This is a genomic window from Rhizobium sp. SL86 (assembly GCF_026672545.1).
GTDB lineage: Bacteria > Pseudomonadota > Alphaproteobacteria > Rhizobiales > Rhizobiaceae > Neorhizobium.
This window is the reverse complement of record NZ_JAPPRJ010000009.1, coordinates 300,095-322,001: the sequence shown is the minus strand read 5'-3', so window position 1 is coordinate 322,001 and position 21,907 is coordinate 300,095. Positions and strand designations below refer to the sequence as shown.

Annotated in this window: 19 protein-coding genes; 7 read left to right on the top strand and 12 right to left on the bottom strand. The window is 61.9% G+C overall.

All coding sequences use genetic code 11. The features are described from left to right. The first annotated feature begins 147 nt into the window (after positions 1–147). The 4 genes from gcvH (at position 148) to OU993_RS24810 (ending at position 4,698) form a co-directional block, all read left to right on the top strand. A complete protein-coding gene (gene gcvH, locus OU993_RS24825) occupies positions 148–510 on the top strand; it encodes a glycine cleavage system protein GcvH (RefSeq protein ID WP_268161594.1) in 363 nt (120 codons plus the stop codon). After that, entirely contained in the window at positions 510–3,374 is a 2,865-nt protein-coding gene (gene gcvP / locus OU993_RS24820; protein WP_268161593.1) for an aminomethyl-transferring glycine dehydrogenase, read from the top strand. The genes gcvH and gcvP overlap by 1 nt, the downstream gene beginning before the upstream one ends. 290 nt (positions 3,375–3,664) lie before the next feature. After that, entirely contained in the window at positions 3,665–3,988 is a 324-nt protein-coding gene (locus OU993_RS24815; RefSeq protein ID WP_268161592.1) for a flagellar basal body protein, read from the top strand. Positions 3,989–4,083: 95 nt separating this feature from the next. Beyond that, the gene (locus OU993_RS24810) at positions 4,084–4,698 is read left to right on the top strand and encodes a LysE family translocator (protein WP_268161591.1); all 615 of its coding nucleotides are present in this window, start codon (positions 4,084–4,086) and stop codon (positions 4,696–4,698) included. A 64-nt stretch (positions 4,699–4,762) separates the two neighbouring features. On the opposite strand, the gene OU993_RS24805 is transcribed toward OU993_RS24810, so the two are convergent. The 4 genes from OU993_RS24805 to OU993_RS24790 all read right to left on the bottom strand — a co-directional run bounded on the left by OU993_RS24805 (position 4,763) and on the right by OU993_RS24790 (position 8,232). Further along, a complete protein-coding gene (locus tag OU993_RS24805) occupies positions 4,763–5,587 on the bottom strand; it encodes a ferredoxin--NADP reductase (RefSeq protein WP_268161590.1) in 825 nt (274 codons plus the stop codon). 130 nt (positions 5,588–5,717) lie between these two features. Continuing rightward, a complete protein-coding gene (locus tag OU993_RS24800) occupies positions 5,718–6,221 on the bottom strand; it encodes a DUF934 domain-containing protein (protein WP_268161589.1) in 504 nt (167 codons plus the stop codon). A 17-nt stretch (positions 6,222–6,238) separates the two neighbouring features. Beyond that, positions 6,239–7,909, bottom strand: a complete 1,671-nt coding sequence (locus OU993_RS24795) for a nitrite/sulfite reductase (protein WP_268161588.1) — start codon at positions 7,907–7,909, stop codon at positions 6,239–6,241. 8 nt (positions 7,910–7,917) lie between these two features. Beyond that, positions 7,918–8,232: a DUF2849 domain-containing protein gene (locus OU993_RS24790; RefSeq protein ID WP_268161587.1), complete on the bottom strand. Its 315-nt coding sequence runs from the start codon at positions 8,230–8,232 to the stop codon at positions 7,918–7,920. Positions 8,233–8,523: 291 nt separating this feature from the next. On the opposite strand from OU993_RS24790, the gene OU993_RS24785 reads away from it, so the two are divergent. The 3 genes from OU993_RS24785 to OU993_RS24775 are packed head-to-tail and all read left to right on the top strand — an operon-like array spanning position 8,524 to position 10,752. Next, a complete protein-coding gene (locus OU993_RS24785) occupies positions 8,524–9,111 on the top strand; it encodes a deaminase (RefSeq protein ID WP_268161586.1) in 588 nt (195 codons plus the stop codon). 25 nt (positions 9,112–9,136) lie between these two features. Continuing rightward, on the top strand, positions 9,137–9,970 hold the full coding sequence (gene mazG, locus OU993_RS24780; RefSeq protein WP_268161585.1) for a nucleoside triphosphate pyrophosphohydrolase: 834 nt from the start codon (positions 9,137–9,139) through the stop codon (positions 9,968–9,970). 5 nt (positions 9,971–9,975) lie between these two features. Beyond that, a complete protein-coding gene (locus OU993_RS24775; protein WP_268161584.1) occupies positions 9,976–10,752 on the top strand; it encodes a hypothetical protein in 777 nt (258 codons plus the stop codon). A gap of 9 nt (positions 10,753–10,761) precedes the next feature. Here the strand turns inward: OU993_RS24775 and hflX are convergent, their stop codons facing one another. From hflX to dusB, 8 genes are all read right to left on the bottom strand, one after another. After that, on the bottom strand, positions 10,762–12,102 hold the full coding sequence (hflX, locus tag OU993_RS24770; protein WP_268161583.1) for a GTPase HflX: 1,341 nt from the start codon (positions 12,100–12,102) through the stop codon (positions 10,762–10,764). A gap of 274 nt (positions 12,103–12,376) precedes the next feature. Then, positions 12,377–12,619: an RNA chaperone Hfq gene (hfq, locus tag OU993_RS24765; protein ID WP_165221854.1), complete on the bottom strand. Its 243-nt coding sequence runs from the start codon at positions 12,617–12,619 to the stop codon at positions 12,377–12,379. Positions 12,620–12,882: 263 nt separating this feature from the next. Continuing rightward, entirely contained in the window at positions 12,883–14,259 is a 1,377-nt protein-coding gene (trkA, locus tag OU993_RS24760; protein ID WP_268161582.1) for a Trk system potassium transporter TrkA, read from the bottom strand. Positions 14,260–14,312: 53 nt separating this feature from the next. Beyond that, positions 14,313–15,677 carry a nitrogen assimilation response regulator NtrX gene (gene ntrX / locus OU993_RS24755; protein WP_268161581.1) on the bottom strand — a complete coding sequence of 455 codons (1,365 nt, stop codon included), beginning with the start codon at positions 15,675–15,677 and terminating at the stop codon, positions 14,313–14,315. Continuing rightward, the gene (locus OU993_RS24750; protein WP_268161580.1) at positions 15,667–17,934 is read right to left on the bottom strand and encodes a sensor histidine kinase NtrY-like; all 2,268 of its coding nucleotides are present in this window, start codon (positions 17,932–17,934) and stop codon (positions 15,667–15,669) included. Before OU993_RS24750 ends, ntrX begins: the two co-directional genes overlap by 11 nt. Positions 17,935–18,131: 197 nt before the next feature. Then, positions 18,132–19,583 carry a nitrogen regulation protein NR(I) gene (gene ntrC / locus OU993_RS24745; RefSeq protein ID WP_165219758.1) on the bottom strand — a complete coding sequence of 484 codons (1,452 nt, stop codon included), beginning with the start codon at positions 19,581–19,583 and terminating at the stop codon, positions 18,132–18,134. Positions 19,584–19,602: 19 nt separating this feature from the next. After that, a complete protein-coding gene (locus OU993_RS24740) occupies positions 19,603–20,727 on the bottom strand; it encodes a two-component system sensor histidine kinase NtrB (RefSeq protein WP_268161579.1) in 1,125 nt (374 codons plus the stop codon). Next, positions 20,724–21,743, bottom strand: a complete 1,020-nt coding sequence (gene dusB, locus OU993_RS24735) for a tRNA dihydrouridine synthase DusB (protein WP_268161578.1) — start codon at positions 21,741–21,743, stop codon at positions 20,724–20,726. Before dusB ends, OU993_RS24740 begins: the two co-directional genes overlap by 4 nt. Positions 21,744–21,907 lie beyond the last annotated feature (164 nt).

The window sequence follows — 21,907 nt, the reverse complement described above, 5'->3', positions numbered from 1 at the left end:
TCAGGACGGGGAGAAGGAGCAAGCCGCGCCCACTCATCCCATCCAAGAGGTTGAGCCAGGCACGTCCCCTCTCCCCGCCTGCGGGGAGAGGGTTAGGGTGAGGGGCAGATCACACCAACACGTCGATTCCAGAGAGGACTCAAAACCATGCTGAAATTCACCGCTGAACACGAATGGCTGAAGCTCGAGGGCGATGTCGCGATCGTCGGCATCACCCAGCACGCCGCCGACCAGCTGGGTGATCTGGTGTTCGTCGAACTGCCGGAGGTCGGCGCCACCTTCGATAAAAACGGCGAAGCCGCCACCGTCGAAAGCGTCAAGGCGGCCTCCGACGTCTATTGTCCGCTGGCCGGCGAAATCGTCGAAATCAACGAGGCAATCACCGCCGATCCGGCGCTCGTCAATTCCGATCCGCAGGGCAAGGGCTGGTTTTTCAAGCTGAAGCTTGCCAACGTCGCCGATGCCGACGAGCTGCTGGATGAAGCCGCCTACAAGGAGCTGATTGGCTGATGTCCGACACCCGCGATTTCCATTTCACCGACTACCAGCCCTATGATTTTGCCAACCGGCGTCATATCGGCCCCTCGCCCTCCGAAATGGCGGAGATGCTGAAGGTCATCGGTTACCGCTCGCTCGATGCCCTCATCGATGCGACAGTGCCCGCCTCGATCCGCCAACGCGAGCCGCTCGCCTGGGGGGCGGCGCTCACTGAACGGGAGGCGCTTGACCGCCTGCGCGAGACCGCCAACAAGAACCAGCCGCTCACCTCGCTGATCGGCCAGGGTTATTACAGCACGATCACGCCGCCGGTCATCCAGCGCAACATCCTGGAAAACCCGGCCTGGTACACGGCCTACACGCCCTACCAGCCGGAAATTTCCCAAGGCCGCCTGGAAGCGCTCTTGAACTTCCAGACGATGATCTGCGACCTGACCGGTCTCGACGTCGCCAATGCCTCGCTGCTCGATGAGGCAACCGCTGCCGCCGAAGCCATGGCGCTCTGCCAGCGCCAGGCAAAGTCCAAGGCGACCGCCTTTTTCGTCGACGCCAGCTGCCACCCGCAGACAATTGCGCTGATCGAAACCCGCGCCGCGCCGCTCGGCTGGTCGGTCGTTGTCGGCAATCCGTTCACCGATCTGGACCCGGTCGATGTCTTCGGCGCCATTTTCCAGTATCCCGGTACGCATGGCCAGGCGCATGATTTCTCCGGCCTGATCGCCCGCCTGCACCAGACCGGCGCGGTGGCGGCCGTCGCCGCCGACCTTCTGGCGCTAACGCTTCTGAAGTCGCCCGGCGAAATGGGCGCCGATATCGCCATCGGCTCCTCGCAGCGTTTCGGCGTACCGATGGGTTACGGCGGTCCGCATGCGGCCTTCATGGCGGTCAAGGATGCGCACAAACGTTCGATGCCTGGCCGTCTCGTCGGCGTCTCGGTCGATGCGCGCGGCAACCGCGCCTATCGCCTGTCGCTTCAGACTCGCGAGCAGCACATCCGCCGCGAAAAGGCGACGTCGAACATCTGCACGGCACAGGTTCTGCTCGCCGTCATGGCCTCCATGTACGGTGTCTTCCACGGACCGGAGGGCCTGAAGGCGATTGCTCAGCAGGTGCACAAAAAGGCCGTGCTGATGGCCAAGGGCCTGGAAAAGCTCGGTTACACGGTGGAGCCGGAAACCTTCTTCGACACGATCACCGTCGAGGTCGGCCACATGCAGGGCCTGATCCTGCGCGCCGCCGTTGCCGAAGGCGTGAACCTGCGCAAGGTGGGCACGACGAAGATCGGCATGTCGCTGGATGAACGCACGCGGCCGGTGACGCTCGAAGCCGTCTGGCGCGCCTTTGGCGGCAACTTCAAGGTCTCGGATTTCGAGGCAGATTATCGCCTGCCGAAGGATCTGCTGCGGACGTCCGCCTATATGACGCATCCGATCTTCCACATGAACCGCGCGGAAAGCGAGATGACCCGTTATATCCGCCGGCTGTCGGACCGCGATCTGGCGCTCGACCGGGCGATGATCCCGCTCGGCTCCTGCACCATGAAGCTCAATGCCACCGCGGAAATGCTGCCGATCACCTGGCCGGAATTTTCCGACATGCACCCGTTTGCCCCGGCTGAACAGGCTGCCGGCTACAAGGAGATGATCGAGGATCTGTCGGCCAAACTCTGCCAGATCACCGGTTATGATGCCTTCTCGATGCAGCCGAATTCCGGCGCGCAAGGGGAATATGCGGGGCTTCTGACGATCCGCAACTACCACATCGCGCGTGGCGACACACATCGCGATGTCTGCCTCATCCCCACCTCCGCGCATGGCACCAACCCGGCCTCCGCCCAGATGGTCGGCATGAAGGTGGTGCCGGTGAAGGCGAAGGACAACGGCGACGTCGATCTCGACGATTTCCGCGCCAAGGCGGAACAGTATTCCGCAAACCTTGCCGCCTGCATGGTGACCTACCCGTCCACGCATGGTGTGTTCGAAGAAACCGTCAGCGAGATCTGCGCCATCACCCATCAGCATGGTGGCCAGGTTTATCTCGACGGTGCGAACATGAACGCCATGGTGGGCCTGTCGCGTCCGGGCGATATCGGCTCCGACGTATCCCACCTCAACCTGCACAAGACCTTCTGCATTCCGCATGGCGGCGGCGGTCCCGGCATGGGTCCGATCGGCGTCAAGGCGCATCTCGCCCCTTACCTGCCCGGTCATCCGGAATGGGATGGACGTGAGGGCGCGGTTTCGGCAGCCCCGTTCGGATCGCCGTCGATCCTGCCGATCTCGTGGTCCTACTGCCTGATGATGGGTGGCGAAGGCCTGACCCAGGCGACGAAAGTGGCGATCCTCAACGCCAACTACATCGCCGCCCGTCTCGCAGGTGCCTATGACGTGCTCTACAAGTCCGCTGCCGGACGCGTGGCGCATGAATGCATCATCGACACCCGCCCGCTGGCGGCGTCGGCCGGCGTCACGGTGGATGATGTCGCCAAGCGCCTGATCGACTGCGGTTTCCACGCCCCGACCATGAGCTGGCCGGTTGCCGGCACGCTGATGATCGAGCCGACCGAATCCGAAACCAAGGCCGAGATCGACCGCTTCTGCGACGCCATGCTTGCGATCCGCGAGGAAGCGCGCCAGATCGAAGAGGGCAAGATGGACCGGGAGAACAACCCGCTCAAGAATGCCCCGCATACGGTCGAGGATCTCGTCGGCGAATGGACGCGGCCCTACTCGCGCGAGCAGGCCTGCTTCCCGCCGGGCTCCTTCCGCGTCGACAAATACTGGTCGCCGGTCAACCGCATCGATAATGTGTATGGCGACCGCAACCTCGTCTGCACCTGCCCGCCGATGAGTGACTATCAGGAAGCGGCTGAATAACGACCGGCCGTGATCGATCGCGAAGAAAAACAAGCTCTCCCTCGACCTCCGGGGGAGAGCTTTTTCGTTGCGCTTGCGAAGGCATGGTACCTCCCCTGGCTGCAGCGACCGCGCGGAAAACACGAAGCCGTGCCGCCAATGGACGGTTGGTTGCGGAATGATGAATCCGGTCTGTCGAGACTTCAAAGCCTTTACCCGTCATCAATCCTGATCGGTCAGACTGCGGGACAGGGTTTCGTCCGTGCCTATAATACGTGATCAGGCATATTTGCCTGGAGAGGTGGCAAGAGATGACGATCAGCGCCGTGACCACAACCGCACTGTCAGGCATGCAGGCAAATACTGTGCGGATCGCCACTGCGGCCAACAACATCGCCAATGCCGATACGATCGGCTATTCGCCCCTCTCCGCCCAATTCAGCACCGCCCCGACCGGCGGCGTTCAGGCGCATGTCACCGAGGATACAACCGTACCGCCAGACAGCACCACGATCGACCTTGCCGGGGAAATGACCGACCTGATCGGCGCCTCCCTGTCGTTCAAGGCCAATGCAGCGGTTTTCGAAACCGGCGCGGATCTGTGGGAGGCGCTGGCCACCATCAAACGCGACTGACTGCGTCCGACCCACCGCGATTGAACTCTATAGCTGACGCAAAGCCGTTTTTTTCTGTATATAGTGCCAACGTTGTCAAACCTCTGGGAATGCTTATGGATCTGTGGTCGGTCGCCATCTTCGCCGGAGCCCTGCTGCTGAACGCAGGCACTCCCGGTCCGAGCATTGCCGCGCTGGTATCGCGTGTGATGACCAGTGGCTGGCGCGACGTCATTCCTTTCGTTGCCGCCATGTGGGTCGGAGAAGTCGTCTGGCTCTCCATGGCGATGGCCGGGCTCACCGCGGTGGCGCAAACCTTCCAGCTGGGTTTCCACATTCTGAAATGGCTGGGTGTGGCCTATCTCTGCTGGCTGGCGTTCAAGATGTGGCAAAAGCCGGCAGACGCGAGCGGTGATGATCTTCCCCATCGCACCTCGCCATTGTCCATGTTCGGTGCGGGCATGGCGCTCACGCTGGGCAATCCGAAGATTGCCGTCTTCTACCTCGCCCTTCTTCCATCCCTGATCGACCTGTCGACCACGGGTCTGCGGGAATGGTCCGTCCTTGCCATGGTCACGCTCGTGACACTGGCAGCGATTGACCTCACCTGGATCTTCCTCGCCCACAAGGCGCGGCTTCTGTTGCGGACACCTCGGGCCACACGGCTCGCCAACCGGATCGGCGCGATCGCTCTTGGCGGGGCCGCTGCCGCAATCGCCACCCGCAACTGAACAATCTGAAGATCAGGAGCACATGGGCAAGACCTGGCGGACACTGCGGCCCGCCGGACCTATTTTATCCCACGAAAGCCCGCTCAATGACGAATTCGGCCGGCTTGTTGTTGGCGCCTTCGGTGAGACCTGCTTTTTCCAGCAATTCCTTGGTGTCCTTCAGCATAGCCGAGGAGCCGCAGATCATGCCGCGGTCGATGGCCGGGTCGAGCGGCGGCACGCCGAGATCGGTGTAGAGCTTGCCGCTTTCCATCAGGTCGGTGATGCGGCCCTGGAAGGGATAGTCCTCACGCGTCACGGTCGGATAATGCTTCAGCTTGTCGCCGACGATCTCGGCCAGGAATTCGTGGTTGCGGATCTCTTCCATCAGGTCGAAGCCGTATTTCAGCTCCGCCACCTCGCGGCAGGTATGGGTGAGGATCACTTCCTCGAATTTTTCATAGGTTTCCGGGTCGCGGATCAGGCTGGCAAAGGGGGCAATGCCGGTGCCGGTGGAGAACATGTAGAGCCGCTTGCCGGGGGTTAGCGCATCGAGCACCAGCGTGCCCGTCGGCTTCTTGCGCATCAGAACCGTATCACCCGGCTTGATCTTCTGCAGGTGCGAGGTCAGCGGACCATCCGGTACCTTGATCGAGAAGAATTCGAGTTCCTCGTCCCAGGATGGGCTTGCAATCGAATAGGCACGGTAGATCGGCTTCTCGCCGACCATCAGGCCGATCATCGCAAATTCGCCGGAGCGGAATCGGTAACCGGCCGGGCGTGTCATGCGAAAACGGAACAGACGATCGGTGTAATGCTCAACCGAAAGAACGGTCTCGGCATAGACGCCGTCCGGAATGGCTGCGGTCGCCTTCGGGGCAAAATCTTCGGTCTTGGCGGAAACGTTCATGCCGGTCGTCTCGTCTCGTTCGGTTTGGTTGCGTCCGCGAAATATACCATGCGCACGCACATTTGAAGGCATCCGCGTTCATATGCCGCGGATGCACTGGAAAAATATGCTTTTCCTACTCAGCTTTTCATCAGGCCGACCGACGGCGCCAGCTATAGGCCTCGCCCGCCGCTGCCGTACGGGCCGTTGGCTGGTAGTGCACGGAAATGCCCGGCAGCCGGTTTTCCGAAAGCCGCTTCAGTGCCGTGGCATTGGTTACGGCGAAGCTGTCGAAACCGCAGCGCAGCATCAGCGGCACCTGGTCGATCAGAACGTCGCCGACAGCGCGCAGCTCGTTTTTGTAACCGAGCCGCTCACGCAGCAGCGAGGCATGGCTGAAACCACGACCATCGTTGAAGGCCGGAAACTCGACAGCCACCAGTTCCAGGCGGTAAAGATAGGGCTCCAGTCGACGGACGTCGTCGGCCGGTTTGACCACAACGCCGAAGCCAACTTCGTTGCTGGTATCGGCCAACTCGATGAGTTGATCGATGGAGAGCAGCGGGCGCTCCTCGCCTTCTGCCTTCTTCTCGTCCGTCTCGATCACCCAGGGATCGTTCGCGACGAAACCGGTTTCTTTCCAGATGCGTGTCATGTGTCTATCCCCTGCCCTCAGGCCGCCTTTGCCGCTTCGCCGTAGAGCGCATCCTTGAACGGCTGCGGCCCGACGCGACGATAGGCGTCCAGGAAGGTTTCCTCCTTCGATAGGCGAAGACCGAGATAGGTATCGACCACCTTCTCCACGGCATCCGTCACCTTGTCCGGCTCGAAACCGCGGCCGATGATTTCGCCGATCGAGGTGTTTTCATCTGCCGAACCGCCGAGCGTGATCTGGTAGAGTTCGGCGCCCTTCTTTTCGACCCCGAGCAGGCCGATATGGCCGACATGGTGATGGCCGCAGGCATTGATGCAGCCGGAGATCTTGATCTTCAGCTCGCCGATCTCCGCCTGGCGTGCGGCAGAGCCGAAGCGCGAGGAGATCGCCTGTGCCACCGGGATCGAACGGGCATTGGCAAGCGCGCAATAGTCCAAGCCGGGACAGGCGATGATATCGGTGATCAGACCGGCATTGGCGGTTGCAAGCCCCTGCGCGACAAGCGCGCGGTAGACCGGCTCCAGGTCGGCCAGCGCCACATGCGGCAGGATGACGTTCTGCTCATGGCTGATACGGATCTCGTCGAAGGCATACTCTTCTGCGATGTCGGCAATCGCTTCCATCTGGACGTCGGTCGCATCGCCCGGAATACCGCCGATCGGCTTCAGCGAAATCGTCACCATGCCATAGTCCGGATGTTTGTGCGGCTGGACGTTCTGGTCCACCCAGCGGGCAAAAGCCTCGTCCGCCTTCTTCCAGCCGGCCAGCTGCGCCCAGCCTTCCGGCCGTTCGGCAAGCGCCGGCGGTGCGAAATAGGCCGTGATCGCCTGGATGTCGACCTCGGGCAGCTTCAGTTCGGTGCCCTGCAGGTGGGCGAACTCTTCCTCCACCTGACGGGCCAGTTCTTCCGTACCCGTCTCGTGCACGAGGATCTTGATACGTGCCTTGTATTTGTTGTCGCGCCGACCGTGCAGGTTGTACACGCGCATGATGGCAGTCGTATAGGAAAGCAGGTCCCCTTCCGGCAGGAAGTCGCGGATCTTCTTCGCCACCATCGGCGTGCGGCCCTGGCCACCACCGACATAAACGGCAAAACCGATCTCACCTTCCTCGTTCTTTTTCAGATGCAGACCGATGTCATGCACCTGGATCGCCGCACGGTCGCGCTCGGCGCCCGTCACGGCGATCTTGAACTTGCGCGGCAGGAAGGAGAATTCCGGATGCACGGAGGACCACTGGCGCAGGATTTCCGCGTAGGGGCGCGGATCGGCCACCTCGTCAGCGGCCGCACCGGCAAAATGGTCGGCCGTGACGTTACGAATACAGTTGCCGGAGGTCTGCAGCGCATGCATCTCGACAGAGGCCAACTCTGCCAGAATGTCCGGCGTGTCCGACAGTTTCGGCCAGTTGTACTGGATGTTCTGGCGCGTGGTGAAATGGCCGTAACCGCGGTCATATTTGCGGGCGATATGGGCCAGCATGCGCATCTGCCTGGAATTCAGCGTGCCATAGGGAATGGCAACCCGCAGCATATAGGCATGCAGCTGAAGATAAACGCCGTTCATCAGGCGCAGCGGCTTGAAGGCGTCCTCGGCCAGTTCGCCCGACAGGCGGCGCGCCACCTGGTCGCGAAACTGTTCCACGCGGGCGGACACGAAGGCGTGGTCGAACTCGTCGTAGCGGTACATGAAATTCCTCAGGCTGCGATGAAGGCGGGATCAGCGGGGGCATAACCGCTGGCATAATCCATGGTCGGGCCGGCGACGCGAATGCGCTCGCGCAGGCGCAGCGGCCGGATCTGGCCGGCGACCTCTTCCACCTCGATGACATTCACGTCAACAACGAGATTGGCGGAAAAATCGCGCTTGCCGATGGCTTCCAGCGAGGCTTCCGCCTCCGCGTGACGGGCGACCAGCGCATCCTGCAGCCGCTCCGTCCATTCACCGCTGGCATTCAGCCAGACGGCAATGCCGTCGGTCAACCGGTTGGCGGTCAGAACCTTGTCTGTCATTGCCTCTTGATCCCTGTCAGTCTGCGCGCGGCAACGGCCGTGCGTGTCACTCATTTTCGATGATTATGACAGAACGGCTCCTCCGCTTGAAGAAACGGCAATCCTTGCTCCTTGCTCCTCGCGTATTTCTGTTCCGGCAATGGCGAAGGCTTGAGAAAATGCACCCGGTTGCTCTTGGCGCATGGTCATCCACAGGATGGCTTGCCCGCTCGGCGGCAAATGCTGTTTCCTGCATCGCACACACGGCATAAGGTGGAGCGATCGAACCGCCTTTCCAAGGGATCACCGCCTGTGAGCACCAAGACCATCGCCGCCCGCCTTCTGGATGTGATCGAAGAGGATATCATTCCGCTGACGGCCAGGGGTGTTTCCCAGGGCAACAAGGTGTTCGGGGCGGCGATCCTGCGCAAGTCCGACCTGTCTCTGGTGCTGGCCGAAACGAATAACGAACTGGAAAACCCGCTCTGGCATGGCGAGGTGCACACGCTGAAGCGTTTCTACGAGATGGGCGAGGTTCCGGACACGAAGGAGCTGATCTTCCTCTCCACCCACGAACCGTGCACCATGTGCATGTCGGCGATCACCTGGGCGGGCTTCGACAATTTCTACTATTTCTTCAGCCACGAGGATTCGCGCGATGCCTTCGCCATTCCGCACGATCTGAAGATCCTGAAGGAGGTGTTCGATCTCGAACCCGGCGGCTATCGTCGCAACAACGCCTTCTGGAATTCCTTTGCGATAGCCGACCTGGCGGAGACGGAAGAGCCGGGGGAACGCGATGCGCTGAAGGCGCGGATCGCCGCGATCAAGACACGCTACAATGCGCTGTCCGACACCTACCAGGCGAACAAGGCCGACAACAAGATTCCGCTCAACTGACGCACTGCCCCGGAAAGGAACGAGGATGGAACCCTCCAAGGATATCGCACGCCTGCTCGACCTGATGGCAGCGCTGCGCCACCCCGAGACCGGCTGCCCCTGGGATATCGAGCAGAGTTTCGAGACAATCAAGCCCTACACGATCGAAGAAGCCTACGAGGTGGCGGATGCCATCGAGCGCAATGACATGGACGACCTGAAGGACGAGCTGGGCGACCTTTTGTTCCAAGTGGTGTTCCACGCGCAGATGGCCTCCGAAGCGGGCGAATTTTCGTTCGGCGACGTGGTGGAGGCGGTGATGACCAAGATGATCCGCCGCCATCCGCATGTCTTTGCCCGCTCCGATGTCTCGACGCCGGACGCGGTGAAGGTGCAGTGGGACGAGATCAAGGCGGCGGAAAAACGCGAACGGACTGAGCGGCGGGCGCGCCGTGGCATCACGGAGGATTTCAAGGCCGGCTTCCTCGGCTCCGTCCAGCGCAGCCAGCCGGCGCTCACCGAGGCACTCAAACTGCAGGAACGGGCCGCCAAGGTCGGTTTCGACTGGTCGGAGGCTGAACCGATCCTCGACAAGATCGAGGAGGAAATTGCCGAACTGCGCGAGGCGCTGAAGGCGGGCGCACCGGAGAAGGTCAAGGACGAACTCGGCGACCTGATCTTTGCACTCGTCAATATCGGGCGGCATGTGAAGGCGGATCCGGAACAGGCGCTGCGCGGAACGAATACAAAATTCCGACATAGATTCAGATACATCGAGACATCTCTTCAAGCAGATAATGTATCACTTGAAGAGGCAGATCTCGACCAGATGGAAGCGCTCTGGCAGGAAGCGAAGACCGTACCGCACGGGCGCGAGTGACGCTGATGTCGGTGCTGCGGCGCATTCCCGTTCTGGCAGCCGGTCTTGCCCAGGTATTGGCGGCAGCCTTCGGTCTGGCGCTTACGTGGAGCCTCGCCGGAACGCTTGAACCCGGCCTGCTGCGGGGGCTGGCGCTCAGTCTGCAATGCGTTGTGGCTTTTGCTTTTACCCTGCTGTTTCGCCTGCCATCCTGGTGGCTATGGATCGCCGTGTTGTTTCCGCTGGCGCTCCAGGTCGGACTGTCGCTCGACAACCTGCCGGCCTGGCCGTTCGGTATCGCCTTCGTGGCTCTGGCGCTCGTCTTTTCCAACACGGCACGCGAGCGGGTGCCGCTTTACCTGACGAACCGGGCGACGGCGGAGGCACTTGCAGCTCTGATGACGGAAAAGAAGGCGACACGGTTCATCGATCTCGGGTCAGGCCTTGGCGGTGTCGTGCGTGCGCTGGATGGAGGCGGTCGTATCGCCCGCGGTGTCGAGACGGCACCCCTCTCCTGGCTCGTCTCCTGGTGTCTGTCGAAACTCTCCGGCCGGGGAACGATCCTGCGGCAGGACCTCTGGTCGACGGACCTCTCTCAGGAGGATATCGTCTACGCCTTCCTGTCACCGGAGCCGATGCCAGAACTTTGGGAAAAGGCGCGCCGCGAGATGAAGACCGGTAGCCACCTCGTCTCCAACAGCTTTGCCGTGCCCGGCGTCGAGCCGGACGAGGTATGGGAACTGTCCGACCGCCGCAGGACGCACCTCTTCATCTATGCGATCAAACGCGACCAGGAGGCCTGACGGGAGCACTCAGCGCTCCCAGTCTTCCTTGGCTGGCACAGGAAAGAGGCCGAGCTTTCGCTCCAGCGCATTGGCCTGTTCTTCCGAAAGCTGCAGATCGAAGGCAACCGATCCGTCCTCGCGATCCTCACGCGCCTGAACCATGGCGTTTTCGTAGACCCAGGACATCAACGACAGCTTTTCCGGCGGCAGAACCACGGTGGTTTCCGTCAGCACACCGGACAGGCGGCGCGAAATCTCCGCCATCAGGGCGTCAATGCCCTCGCCGTTGATCGCCGAGACCGCCATGACGTTCGTGCGGCCCGCCGCCTTCTCCGCCACCGCATCATGTGCCTCGGGTTCCAGCCGGTCGATCTTGTTCCACACTTCGAGAATGCGCTCGTCGCGCTCCTTCTCGTCAATGCCGAGATCATCGAGGATCCGCAGAACGTCGGCGGATTGCGCCGAATTGTCGGGGTCAGACATGTCGCGCACATGCAGGATCAGGTCCGCCTCCAGCACCTCTTCGAGCGTTGCCCGGAAGGCGGCAACCAGATGCGTCGGAAGATCCGAAATGAAACCAACGGTGTCCGACAGGATGACCGTGCGTCCATGCGGCAGCTTCATGCGGCGAAGCGTCGGGTCGAGCGTGGCAAACAGCATGTCTTCCGCCAGTACACCGGCGCCGGTGATGCGGTTGAACAAGGTCGACTTGCCGGCATTGGTATAACCGACGAGTGCCACGATCGGATGCGGCACCTTGCGGCGTTTTGCCCGGTGCAGCTGGCGCGTTCGCACCACCTGCTCCAGTTCACGCTCCAGCTTCAGGATACGTTCCTGCAGAAGCCGGCGGTCGGCTTCGATCTGGGTTTCACCTGGACCACCCATAAAGCCTGCACCACCGCGCTGGCGTTCAAGGTGCGTCCAGCTGCGCACCAGGCGGCCCTTCTGGTAGTTCAAATGAGCGAGATCGACCTGCAGCGTGCCTTCCTTGGTGGAGGCACGGCGGCCGAAGATTTCGAGGATGAGGCCGGTGCGGTCGATGACCTTCGCCTGCCATTCCTTTTCGAGGTTGCGCTGCTGGACCGGTGTCAGCGGATGATCGACGATGACGAGACCCGCATCGTGTTCGTCGAGCAGATGTTTGATCTCCTCGATCTTGCCGGTGCCGATCAGTGTCGCGGGGCGCGGCTGGCTGACCTGGACGATCAAGCCTTGCACGATCGTCAGGTCAATGGCGCGTGCAAGGCCGATCGCCTCTTCGAGGCGGCTTTCGTCCGAGCGGCGCGGCGGGGGCGCAAGGACCTCACCAGCCGCCGGGCTCGCCTGTCTTGGTTGTTTGAGAACCGGCACCAGAACGAGCGCGCGCATGTCGTCGCGGCGGCGCTCCAGTTCGGGGATCAGGGTTTCCTGTGTGGTGTCACGTGTGGCTATTGCCGTCTTCCTCTATCTTTCCGGCGTTGTCCGACCGTTCGGGCAGCGCATGGGCGATGACTGACCCACAAACGGCAGAACCGCCGACAGGGCCGGCGGTTTCAATTCGTTGCGGTGAGGACGTAAAACACACGTCCCTCGTCCCGACATAAGTGGTTGCTCGACCGGCATGTTTCAACCGGCCCGCTCCGTGTCGGGAGGCTTCGAGACCTCAGGCCGCGCCTTCTTCGGTTTCGAACATCTGCAGGGGCTGGCCTGGCATGATGGTCGAGATTGCGTGCTTGTAGACCAGCTGCGAATGTCCATCGCGGCGCAGCAACACGCAGAAATTGTCGAACGAGGTCACAACCCCCGTCAGTTTCACACCATTGATCAGGAATATGGTGAGAGAGATCTTCTGTTTTCTCACCGTGTTGAGAAACAGATCCTGAAGATTCTGAGAACGTTCCGCCATAGCGCCGCTTCTTTCTTTTTTGCCGACCAGGGCGGTCGGGATATTGATCACGCTCGGAAAAGAGGAAACGGAAACCCTCTCCTGCCTCCGTAGTCCGCAAGCTTGGTTAGCAAATCGATGTCTTTTTCGCAACGCCGAATAGAGGGGTTGATCAGGTGTCGGACAGCCACGCCTTGACCGACCGCGTGTCGGCTGCCACGACTGCGACGTCATCCACAGATTTCTTGTCAAACGACCCGTTTTCGGCCTTTCGCAGGGTTCGATCAGAAATACTGGATGGAAACCCGGAACAGCTGTTCCACGTCCTTCACCGATTTAGCGGTGGAGAACAGGACGACGCGGTCCTTCGCCTTGATCTTCGTGTCGCCGCTCGGGCGGATGACGGTTCCGTTTCGATAGATCGCCCCGATGCGGATACCGGCCGGCATCTGCAATTCGCGAAACGGACGGCCGACGAGCGGCGAGGTTTCCAGCGCTTCCGCCTCGATCACCTCGGCCGCACCGTTCTGCACGGCATAGACCGAACGAATGCGGCCCTTGCGGACGTGCTGGAGAACGCGCGAGATCGTCACGGCACGCGGGTTGATCAGCGAATCGATGTTGAGCGAGCGCGTCACCTCTCCGAGCGACGAGGAGTTGACGAGCGCGAGATTGGACTTGCAGCCGAGCGCCTTGGCCATGACGGCGCCGAGAATGTTCACCTGATCATTGTTGGTCAGCGTCACCATCAGGTCGGCGTCCTGGATATCGGCCTGCTGCAGGATGTTCTGGTCGAGCGACGAGCCATGCAGGACGACAGCGTGGCGCAGCTGCTCCGACACGGTCACGGCACGTTCACGGTCGCTTTCGATGATCTTGATTCGGGTCTTCGGCTGCATCTCCTCGATGCGCCGCGCCACATAGTGGCCGATATTGCCCGCCCCGGCGATGACGATCCGGGCCGCCTCCTGCTCCTCGTGCCCGAAGAGACCAAGCGTGCGGCGCGTGTGGTCGCGCTGGCAGATGACATAGGCGAGATCGCCCGCCTGGAGCTGGTCGGCGGAGCGCGGCACCGTCAAGCGCCCCTGTCGGAAGATGCCGACGACCGTCGCGATGAGATCCGGAAACAGCTGGCTCAGCTGTTCGAGCGGCGTGTTGATGACCGGGCAATCCTCCATGCACTCGATCGCCACCATGGCGATATTGTCATCAGCAAACCGGACGACGTCGGTCGCACCGGGGAAGGAAATGCGGCGCAGTACCATCTTGCCGACTTCGATCTCGGGCGAGATCGTGACATCGATCGACATGTTCTTGCTGCTGAACAGGTCGGCATATTCCGGCAGAAGGTAACTCTGCGCGCGGATGCGGGCGATCTTTGTCGGCACGCTGAACAGGGCATGCGCCACCTCGCAGGCAACGATGTTGACCTCGTCGTAGAGCGTCACCGCGATGATCATGTCGGCCTGTTCCGCACCGGCCTTCGACAGGACGTCCGGATGCGCGCCGTGGCCGACATAACCGCGCACGTCGAGCGTATCGGTGATGACATTGATCAGCGCCGCCGAAGTATCGATGACCGAGACGTCGTTGTCTTCCTGCGACAGACGTTCGGCAATGCCGTAACCGACCTGCCCCGCCCCGCAAATTATGACCTTCATTCTCCGTCTTCCTCCGCCGGGCGATGCGATTCACGTGCCCCGGCGAAGATGGCTTAAACGCCGAGCGACTTCAACTTGCGATGCAATGCCGAACGTTCCATGCCGACGAATTCGGCGGTACGCGAGATATTGCCGCCGAAACGGTTGATCTGCGCCACGAGATAATCCCGCTCGAACATTTCACGCGCTTCGCGAAGCGGCAGTGTCATGATGTGATGATCGCCCTTTGTCGAGACCTTCGGCAGCATATCCCCGAGATCCTGCGGCAACATGTCTGCCGAGATCGGCGTATCCGGCCCATCGGTGCGGGCGAGAATCATCAACCGCTCGATATTGTTGCGCAGCTGACGGATGTTTCCAGGCCAGTCATGCGCCTGGAGAACCGCCATGGCGTCCTCACCGATCTTGCGCGGGCGAATGCCGGCCTGTTCGGAAATCTGGCGCATGAACATGTCGACGAGGAAGGGAATGTCCTCACGCCGCTCGGCAAGCGCCGGCACCTTGACCGGTACCACCGCGAGGCGATGATAGAGGTCCTCGCGAAACACGCCTTCGGCGATCAGGCTTTCCAGATTGTAGGCGGTCGAGGAGATGATGCGCACATCCACCTTCACCCGCTTGGAACCGCCGACCCGCTCAAACTGCTGATCGACGAGAACACGCAGGATGCGGTTCTGCGTCTCACGCGGCATTTCGCCCACTTCGTCGAGATAGAGGATCCCGCGATGGGCCTCTTCCAGCGCGCCGATCTTGCGCGGCTGACCCGGACCGCCTTCGGTTCCGAACAGCGCGATCTCCATGCGATCCGGCGTGATCGTCGCCGCATTCAGCGCAACGAAGGGCCCGCCCGCCCGGCTCGATTTCTTGTGGATCATTCGCGCCACCAGTTCCTTGCCGGAACCGGAGGGTCCGAAGATCATGATGCGGCTGTTGGTCGGCGCGACCTTTTCGATGTTCTGGCGCAGCTGGGAAATAGCAACCGATGTGCCGATCAGCTCGGCGGCATCGCCGGTGCGTTTCTTCAATTCAGTCACTTCGCGCTTCAGCTTCGAATTCTCGAGCGCGCGCTCGGCGATCAGGATCAGGCGGTCGGCCTTGAAGGGCTTTTCGATGAAATCGAAGGCACCGCGCTTGATCGCCGAAACCGCGGTTTCGATATTGCCATGACCGGAGATCATCACCACCGGCAGGTCCGGGTGTCGCGAGCGGATCTCGTCCAGCAGCGCCAGCCCGTCCAGCTTGCTGCCCTGCATCCAGATGTCGAGGAAGACCAGGCGCGGCACGCGATCCGAAATCGCCGCCAGCGCGCTGTCGCTGTCATGGGCGACACGGGTTTCATGGCCCTCGTCGGACAGAATGCCCGACACGATATCACGGATGTCGGCCTCGTCATCCACGACCAGAATATCAGACGCCATATGCCACTTCCTTATTGCCTGTTTCGGCAGAGCCAGCCCCTTGGGCGTGCGGCAAGACAACCCGGATCATGGCGCCCTTGCCATGATCGAAATCCACGGGTGCGTCATGCAGCTCGAGCTGCCCGCCGTGTTCTTCAATGATCTTCTTGACGATGGCGAGGCCAAGCCCAGTGCCCTTCTCGCGCATCGTCATGTAGGGCTCCAGAATGCGGTGGCGGTTTTCCACCGGCAGGCCGTTGCCGTTGTCGATAACATCAACGCAGAACTGCTCCCGGGCCTCGTCGTACCGCGCCCGGACCAGCACCTTGCGGCCATCCCGCTCCGCATCGCTCGGCACCGCCTCGATCGCCTCCACGGCGTTCTTGATGAGGTTGCCAAACGCCTGGCCGAGCATGCGCGAATCGAACAGTCCGACAAGCGGCGTGTCACCCAGCTCGCGCAGGAACTTGACGTGGCTTGCGCCCATCTCGCGCAGGAAGATCGCATCGCGCAGGATGTCGCGCAGATCCGACTGTTCCTTGGCCGGTTTCGGCATGCGCGCAAAGGAGGAGAACTCGTCCACCATGCGGCCGATATCGCCCACCTGGCGCACGATCGTATCGGTGCACTGATCAAAGACCGCACGGTCATTTTCGTCGATCTGCTTGCCGTAGCGCCGCTTCAGGCGCTCAGCCGAAAGCTGGATCGGCGTCAGTGGGTTCTTGATCTCGTGGGCGATTCGCCGCGCCACGTCCGCCCAGGCGGTGGAGCGCTGGGCGATCACCAGGTCGGTGATGTCGTCGAGCGTGATGACGTAGGATTCGGCGCTGCTGCGGCTTTCCTCGCGGGTGACCTGCACGGAGAGCGTCCGCTCCTTGCCGCCGCGCATCAGGTTGACCTCCTTGCGCAGATCGCTGCGCGAACGCACCGTCGCTTCGCGCAGCACCTGCTCGATCTCAGGGGCGACATCGACGAGTTGCGCGCCGATCAACGCATCGGTCGGCAGGCCCAGGAAGTCTTCGGCCGAGCGATTGACGATGCTGATCCGGTGATCGTCCTCGACGCCGATCACAGCAGCCGTCACCCCGGAAAGCACCGCCTCGATGAAACGACGACGGTCATCCATCTCGTCCTTGGCAACGAGGATTTCGTCGCGCTGGCTGCGGATCTGCGAGATCATCTTGTTGAAGGTGCGCGACAGATTGCCGACATCGCCATCGGCGGCCCTTACCGGCACAACCACATTCATATTGCCTGTCGCAACGTTGTCGGCTGCCGAGATCAGCAGGCGGATCGGCCGCACGATACGGTCGGCGACCGCAATGGCCGTCCAGATGGCGGCAAGCAGCACGATCAGCGCAAAACCGAGATACAGCACCGCAAAGGCGACCTGCAGGCTCATGCGCCCGGCTTCCATCGCCTGGTATTCTGCCCGGTTGTCCTCCATCAGGCGCATGGCCGCCATGACCTTCGGATCAACCGCCCGAATGGTGTAGAGGAAAGCGCCCGGTATGGCATCGAGCTTGATGATGGCGCCAACGAGATTGGTGACACCCGGCGGAATGAGTGTGGGCTGTCCGGCGGCCGAACTTGCCAGGGCGTCGGAGGGAACCGCCGGCAGCGGCCGTTCCGTCTCGATATCGGCCTGGGCAATCGCTGCACCGTCCTCGCGGACCAGGAAGGCGCCCAGCATGCCACGGCCCTTCGCCTGGCGTGTCATCATGTCGACGAAACCGGTGCGGTCGAGGTAGAACATCGCGCGATTGCGCTCGAGGTCATTCGCCATCGAGACCGTCTGGCCCTGCAGGTAGCTGGCGTTTTCCAGCATGTAGGCGCGCGCCACGTCGAGCGACGACTGGACAATCGACTGCGTGCGGAGCGAGAACCAGCGGTCCAGGCCGACATTCAGGGTGACGCTGGCGAAAATGGCGACCAGAACGGCCGGCGTGATCGCGACAATCGAAAACAGGACAACGATGCGCACATGCAACCGCGCGGCCGCACGGCCACGTTTGCGCGCCTTCAGGAGACGGCCGACCTCGCGACCGATCAGGTAGATCAGCCCAAGGACAAAGAAGGCGTTCAGGACGGCGGAGGCGATCACGACATTCGTCGTCGGGGCAACGGGCGTCACCCCCATCAGTACGAATAGCGTCAGGACAGCGCACGAGAGCGCTCCGCCGGCGAGCACGAGGCCCGGCAGCGCGAAGACCGCGCGCCGATCCTGCACGGACACCGCCAGGTCGTCACTGGCCGTTGTCGGCGATCCTTCCGTCATACGCTGTCTTCCCTCTCCACCGGGCGTCGCCGCCCCGGAGGTCTGGCGTCAGCCCGGGAAGAGCCGACGCAAGATCGGATTGAAGTTTCTGCCGCATGTCTCCCCCAGTCCGTTCGACATGTAGCCTGCGTGACTGTGGAGCAACACTTTGTGGCGAAAATGCAACGAGCCCGGATCGGGTGTCAAGCGCCCGACGGTCAGGCCGTGCGCGAACTGCGATAAACGGAAACGCCAAGTTCCCTAATTTTCTTGCGCAGCGTGTTACGGTTGAGGCCCAAAAGATCGGCCGCCTTGATCTGATTGCCTCGCGTGGCGGTCAAAGCGGCGAGAATCAGCGGGTACTCCATTTCCGTCAGAACCCGGTCATAGAGGCCCGGCGGCGGCAAACCGTCGCCAAAACTGGCGAAATAGGTGCGCATATTCTCTTCCACCGCCTGGGAGATCGTCAGGTTGCCGGGACGCGCACCCATCTTGTCGATCGGACTGTCAGGCACATCCGCGCGCAACTCCTGATCGATGATTTCGCGGGAGATAACATCCTGTGGATAAAGGGCCATCAGGCGCCGCACGAGGTTCTCCAGCTCGCGCACATTGCCGGGCCAGGCATAGGACTTCATGATGTCGAGCGCTTCGGTATCGAAACGCTTGGCGTCCAGACCTTCCTTTTCACCCTGCTGGATGAAGTGGCGGACCAGATCCGGAATGTCCTCGGCGCGATCCCTGAGCGGCGGCAGGCGCAGCGGCACGACGTTCAGGCGATAATAGAGGTCCTCGCGGAAAAGCCCCTGATTGATCAGCTGCTTCAGATCCTTGTTGGTGGCAGCGACGATGCGCACATCGGTGCGGATCGGCGTGCGCCCGCCAACCGTCGTATATTCGCCCTGCTGGAGAACGCGCAGCAGGCGCGTCTGCGCATCCATCGGCATGTCGCCGATTTCGTCGAGGAACAGCGTGCCGCCTTCGGCCTGCTCAAAACGGCCGGTCGAGCGGTTCTGCGCGCCGGTGAAGGCGCCCTTTTCGTGGCCGAACAGCTCCGATTCGATCAGGTCGCGCGGAATGGCCGCCATGTTGATCGCGACGAAGGGGCCGTTGCGGCGTTTGCCGTAATCATGCAGCGCGCGCGCCACCAGTTCCTTGCCGGTGCCGGACTCGCCGGTGATCATCAGCGTCAGGTCCGTCTGCATCAGGCGGGCCAGCACACGGTAGATTTCCTGCATCGCTGCCGAACGACCAACGAGCGGCATGCCGTCCTGCGTGTCGTCGTCGAGCTTGGCGGGCTTGCGCTTCGGCTCGGCGAGTGCACGGCCAATGATGGCGATCAGCTCCGTCAGGTCGAACGGCTTCGGCAGATAGTCATAGGCGCCCTTTTCCGAGGCCTTGATCGCCGTCATGAAGGTGTTTTGCGCGCTCATGACCAGAACCGGCAGCTCCGGCCTCGACTTCTTGATGCGCGGCAGAAGGTCGAAGGCGTTTTCGTCCGGCATCACCACGTCGGTGACGACGAGGTCACCCTCACCCGCCGAAATCCAGCGCCACAACGTGGCGGCATTTGAGGTGATGCGCACGTCGTAGCCGGCGCGGGTCAAGGCCTGGTTCAAGACGGTCCGGATGGCCGCGTCGTCGTCGGCGACAAGGATCGTAGCGGTCATTTCAAGCTTCCTGTCGTGGTCATGGACGGCCCTCGTCAAAAGAGCCTGCATCCTTGTGCATGGGCATCAATACGCGAAAAATGGTCCGGCGCGCCTGGCTGTCGCATTCGACAATGCCGCCGTGGCCGCCGATGATCTTGGCAACCAGTGCGAGACCGAGGCCGGAACCATTCGTCTTGGTGGTGATGAACGGATCGAACAGGTGCGGCAGAAGATCGCTCGGCACGCCCGGCCCGTTGTCGATGACGCAGAATTCCAAGGGCAGCGAGATCTTTTCCCGCGTTCCCGCAACCGAAAGCCGGATGCCGGGCCGATAGGCCGTCGTCAGCATGATCTCGCCGTCCGGCTGCCCGCCGATCGCTTCGGCGGCATTCTTGATAAGGTTCAGAAACACCTGCACCAGCTGGTCGCGGTTGGCATAGACCGGCGGCAGCGAGGGATCGTAGTTTTCGAGGATCTTGATGTCGCGGCCGAAACCGGCCTTGGCGACCGCCTTCACATGATCGAGCACCGAGTGGATGTTGAGCGGCACGCGATCGACCGGGCGTTCGTCGGAAAACACCTCCATCCGGTCGACCAGCGAGACGATCCGGTCGGTTTCGTCGCAGATCAGCCGGGTGAGCGAACGGTCCTCATCGGCCACCGAGCTCTCGAGAAGCTGGGCGGCGCCGCGGATGCCGGACAGCGGGTTCTTGATCTCATGCGCCAGCATGGAGGCAAGGCCGGTGACCGAGCGGGCGGCGGCGCGATGCGTCAGCTGGCGGTCGATCTTGTCGGCCATGGTGCGTTCCTGGAAGACCACCACCACAGAACCCGGCTCACTGACGACCGGCGCCACGTAGAGGTCGACCAGCTTGTCCTGGCCGAGGCGTGGCGACGAGAGGTCGACGCGATATTCATTCACCGGCGCCTTGCGGTCGCGCACCTGATCGATCAGAGCCAGCAGCGGGCTGCCGAAGGGAATGAAGGTCGAGATCTTGTTGCGGGCGAGATGGGCGGCGCTAGCGCCAAAAAAGGCCTCGGCCTCCCAATTGGCGAAAGCGATCATGCCCTCCTGGTTCACCAGCACCACGGGGTTCTGAACCGAGTTCAGCACCGCCATGGCCAGCGCATTGGCGCCTTGATCGGCGTGGTTCGCGCTCATGCGGCCTCCTTGCAGGGTTCGCCGGTGGCCTCTGAGAGCGCGCGCTGAAGGATCTTCAGCACTTGCTCCGGGTTCTTTTCTGTCATCAATGCCGCCTTTTCCTGCGGATCCATATCCGGTGCGTTGCGGTCGAGATACCAGGCCACATGCTTGCGGGCATGGCGCAGGCCGGCCTCGCGACCATAAAAGCCGAGCATCATCTCGTAATGTTCACAGGCAACCGCCGCCCGCTCGGCCGCCGGCGGCTCGCGCCGTCCCGCCAGCACGCCGCAATGCCAGGGCCGTCCTTGTGCGCCGCGGCCGATCATCACCGCATCGGCGCCCGATCGCTGCAGGATGCTGATGGCGTCTGCTTCCGTTTCCACGTCGCCATTGGCGATCAGCGGAATGCGGGTGGCATCGCGGACGGGGCGGATCGCATCCCAATCGGCACGGCCTTCGTAGAACTGCATGCGCGTGCGCCCATGCACCGTGATCAGCTGCACGCCGGCCTGTTCGGCCCGCGCGGCGATGTGCGGTGCATTGATGGAGTTCTCATCCCAGCCAAGGCGCATCTTGACGGTGACCGGTACCTTCACCGCCGCCACCACGGCCTCGATCAGGGACAGCGCATGATCGGGGTCGCGCATCAGCGCCGAGCCGGAATAGCCGCCGGTCACCTTCTTCGCCGGACACCCCATGTTGATGTCGATGATATCGGCGCCATTGGCTTCCGCAATGCGGGCCGCCTCCGCCATGAAGTGCGCCTCGCGCCCGGCAAGCTGCACCATGTGTGGACGAATGCCGGTGCCCTTCAGGCGTTCCCAGGATTCACCCTTGTTGTGTGCCAGTTCGCGGCTTGCGACCATCTCCGTGACCACCAGACCGGCGCCATAGCGCCAGGCGAGCTGGCGAAACGGCAGGTCCGTCACGCCGGACATCGGCGCCAGCACGATGCGGTTGCGGATGACGACCGACCCGATGGCAACAGGCGATGCAAGATCGAAGGGACTCAATTGATGATCTTTCGGGCACATGAGATTTGTGCACTATTTTTATTCAGTGTTTGCGCGTTTGCCAAGAGCTAATCCCAGTGTGCGTTATTTCTAGGCGACATGCTGGAAAAGGTGCTTTTGAGTCTATAGTTCTCGACTGTCAATTCCTCATGTCAATCAAATCCCTAAGGGTGCCCGGATCCAAC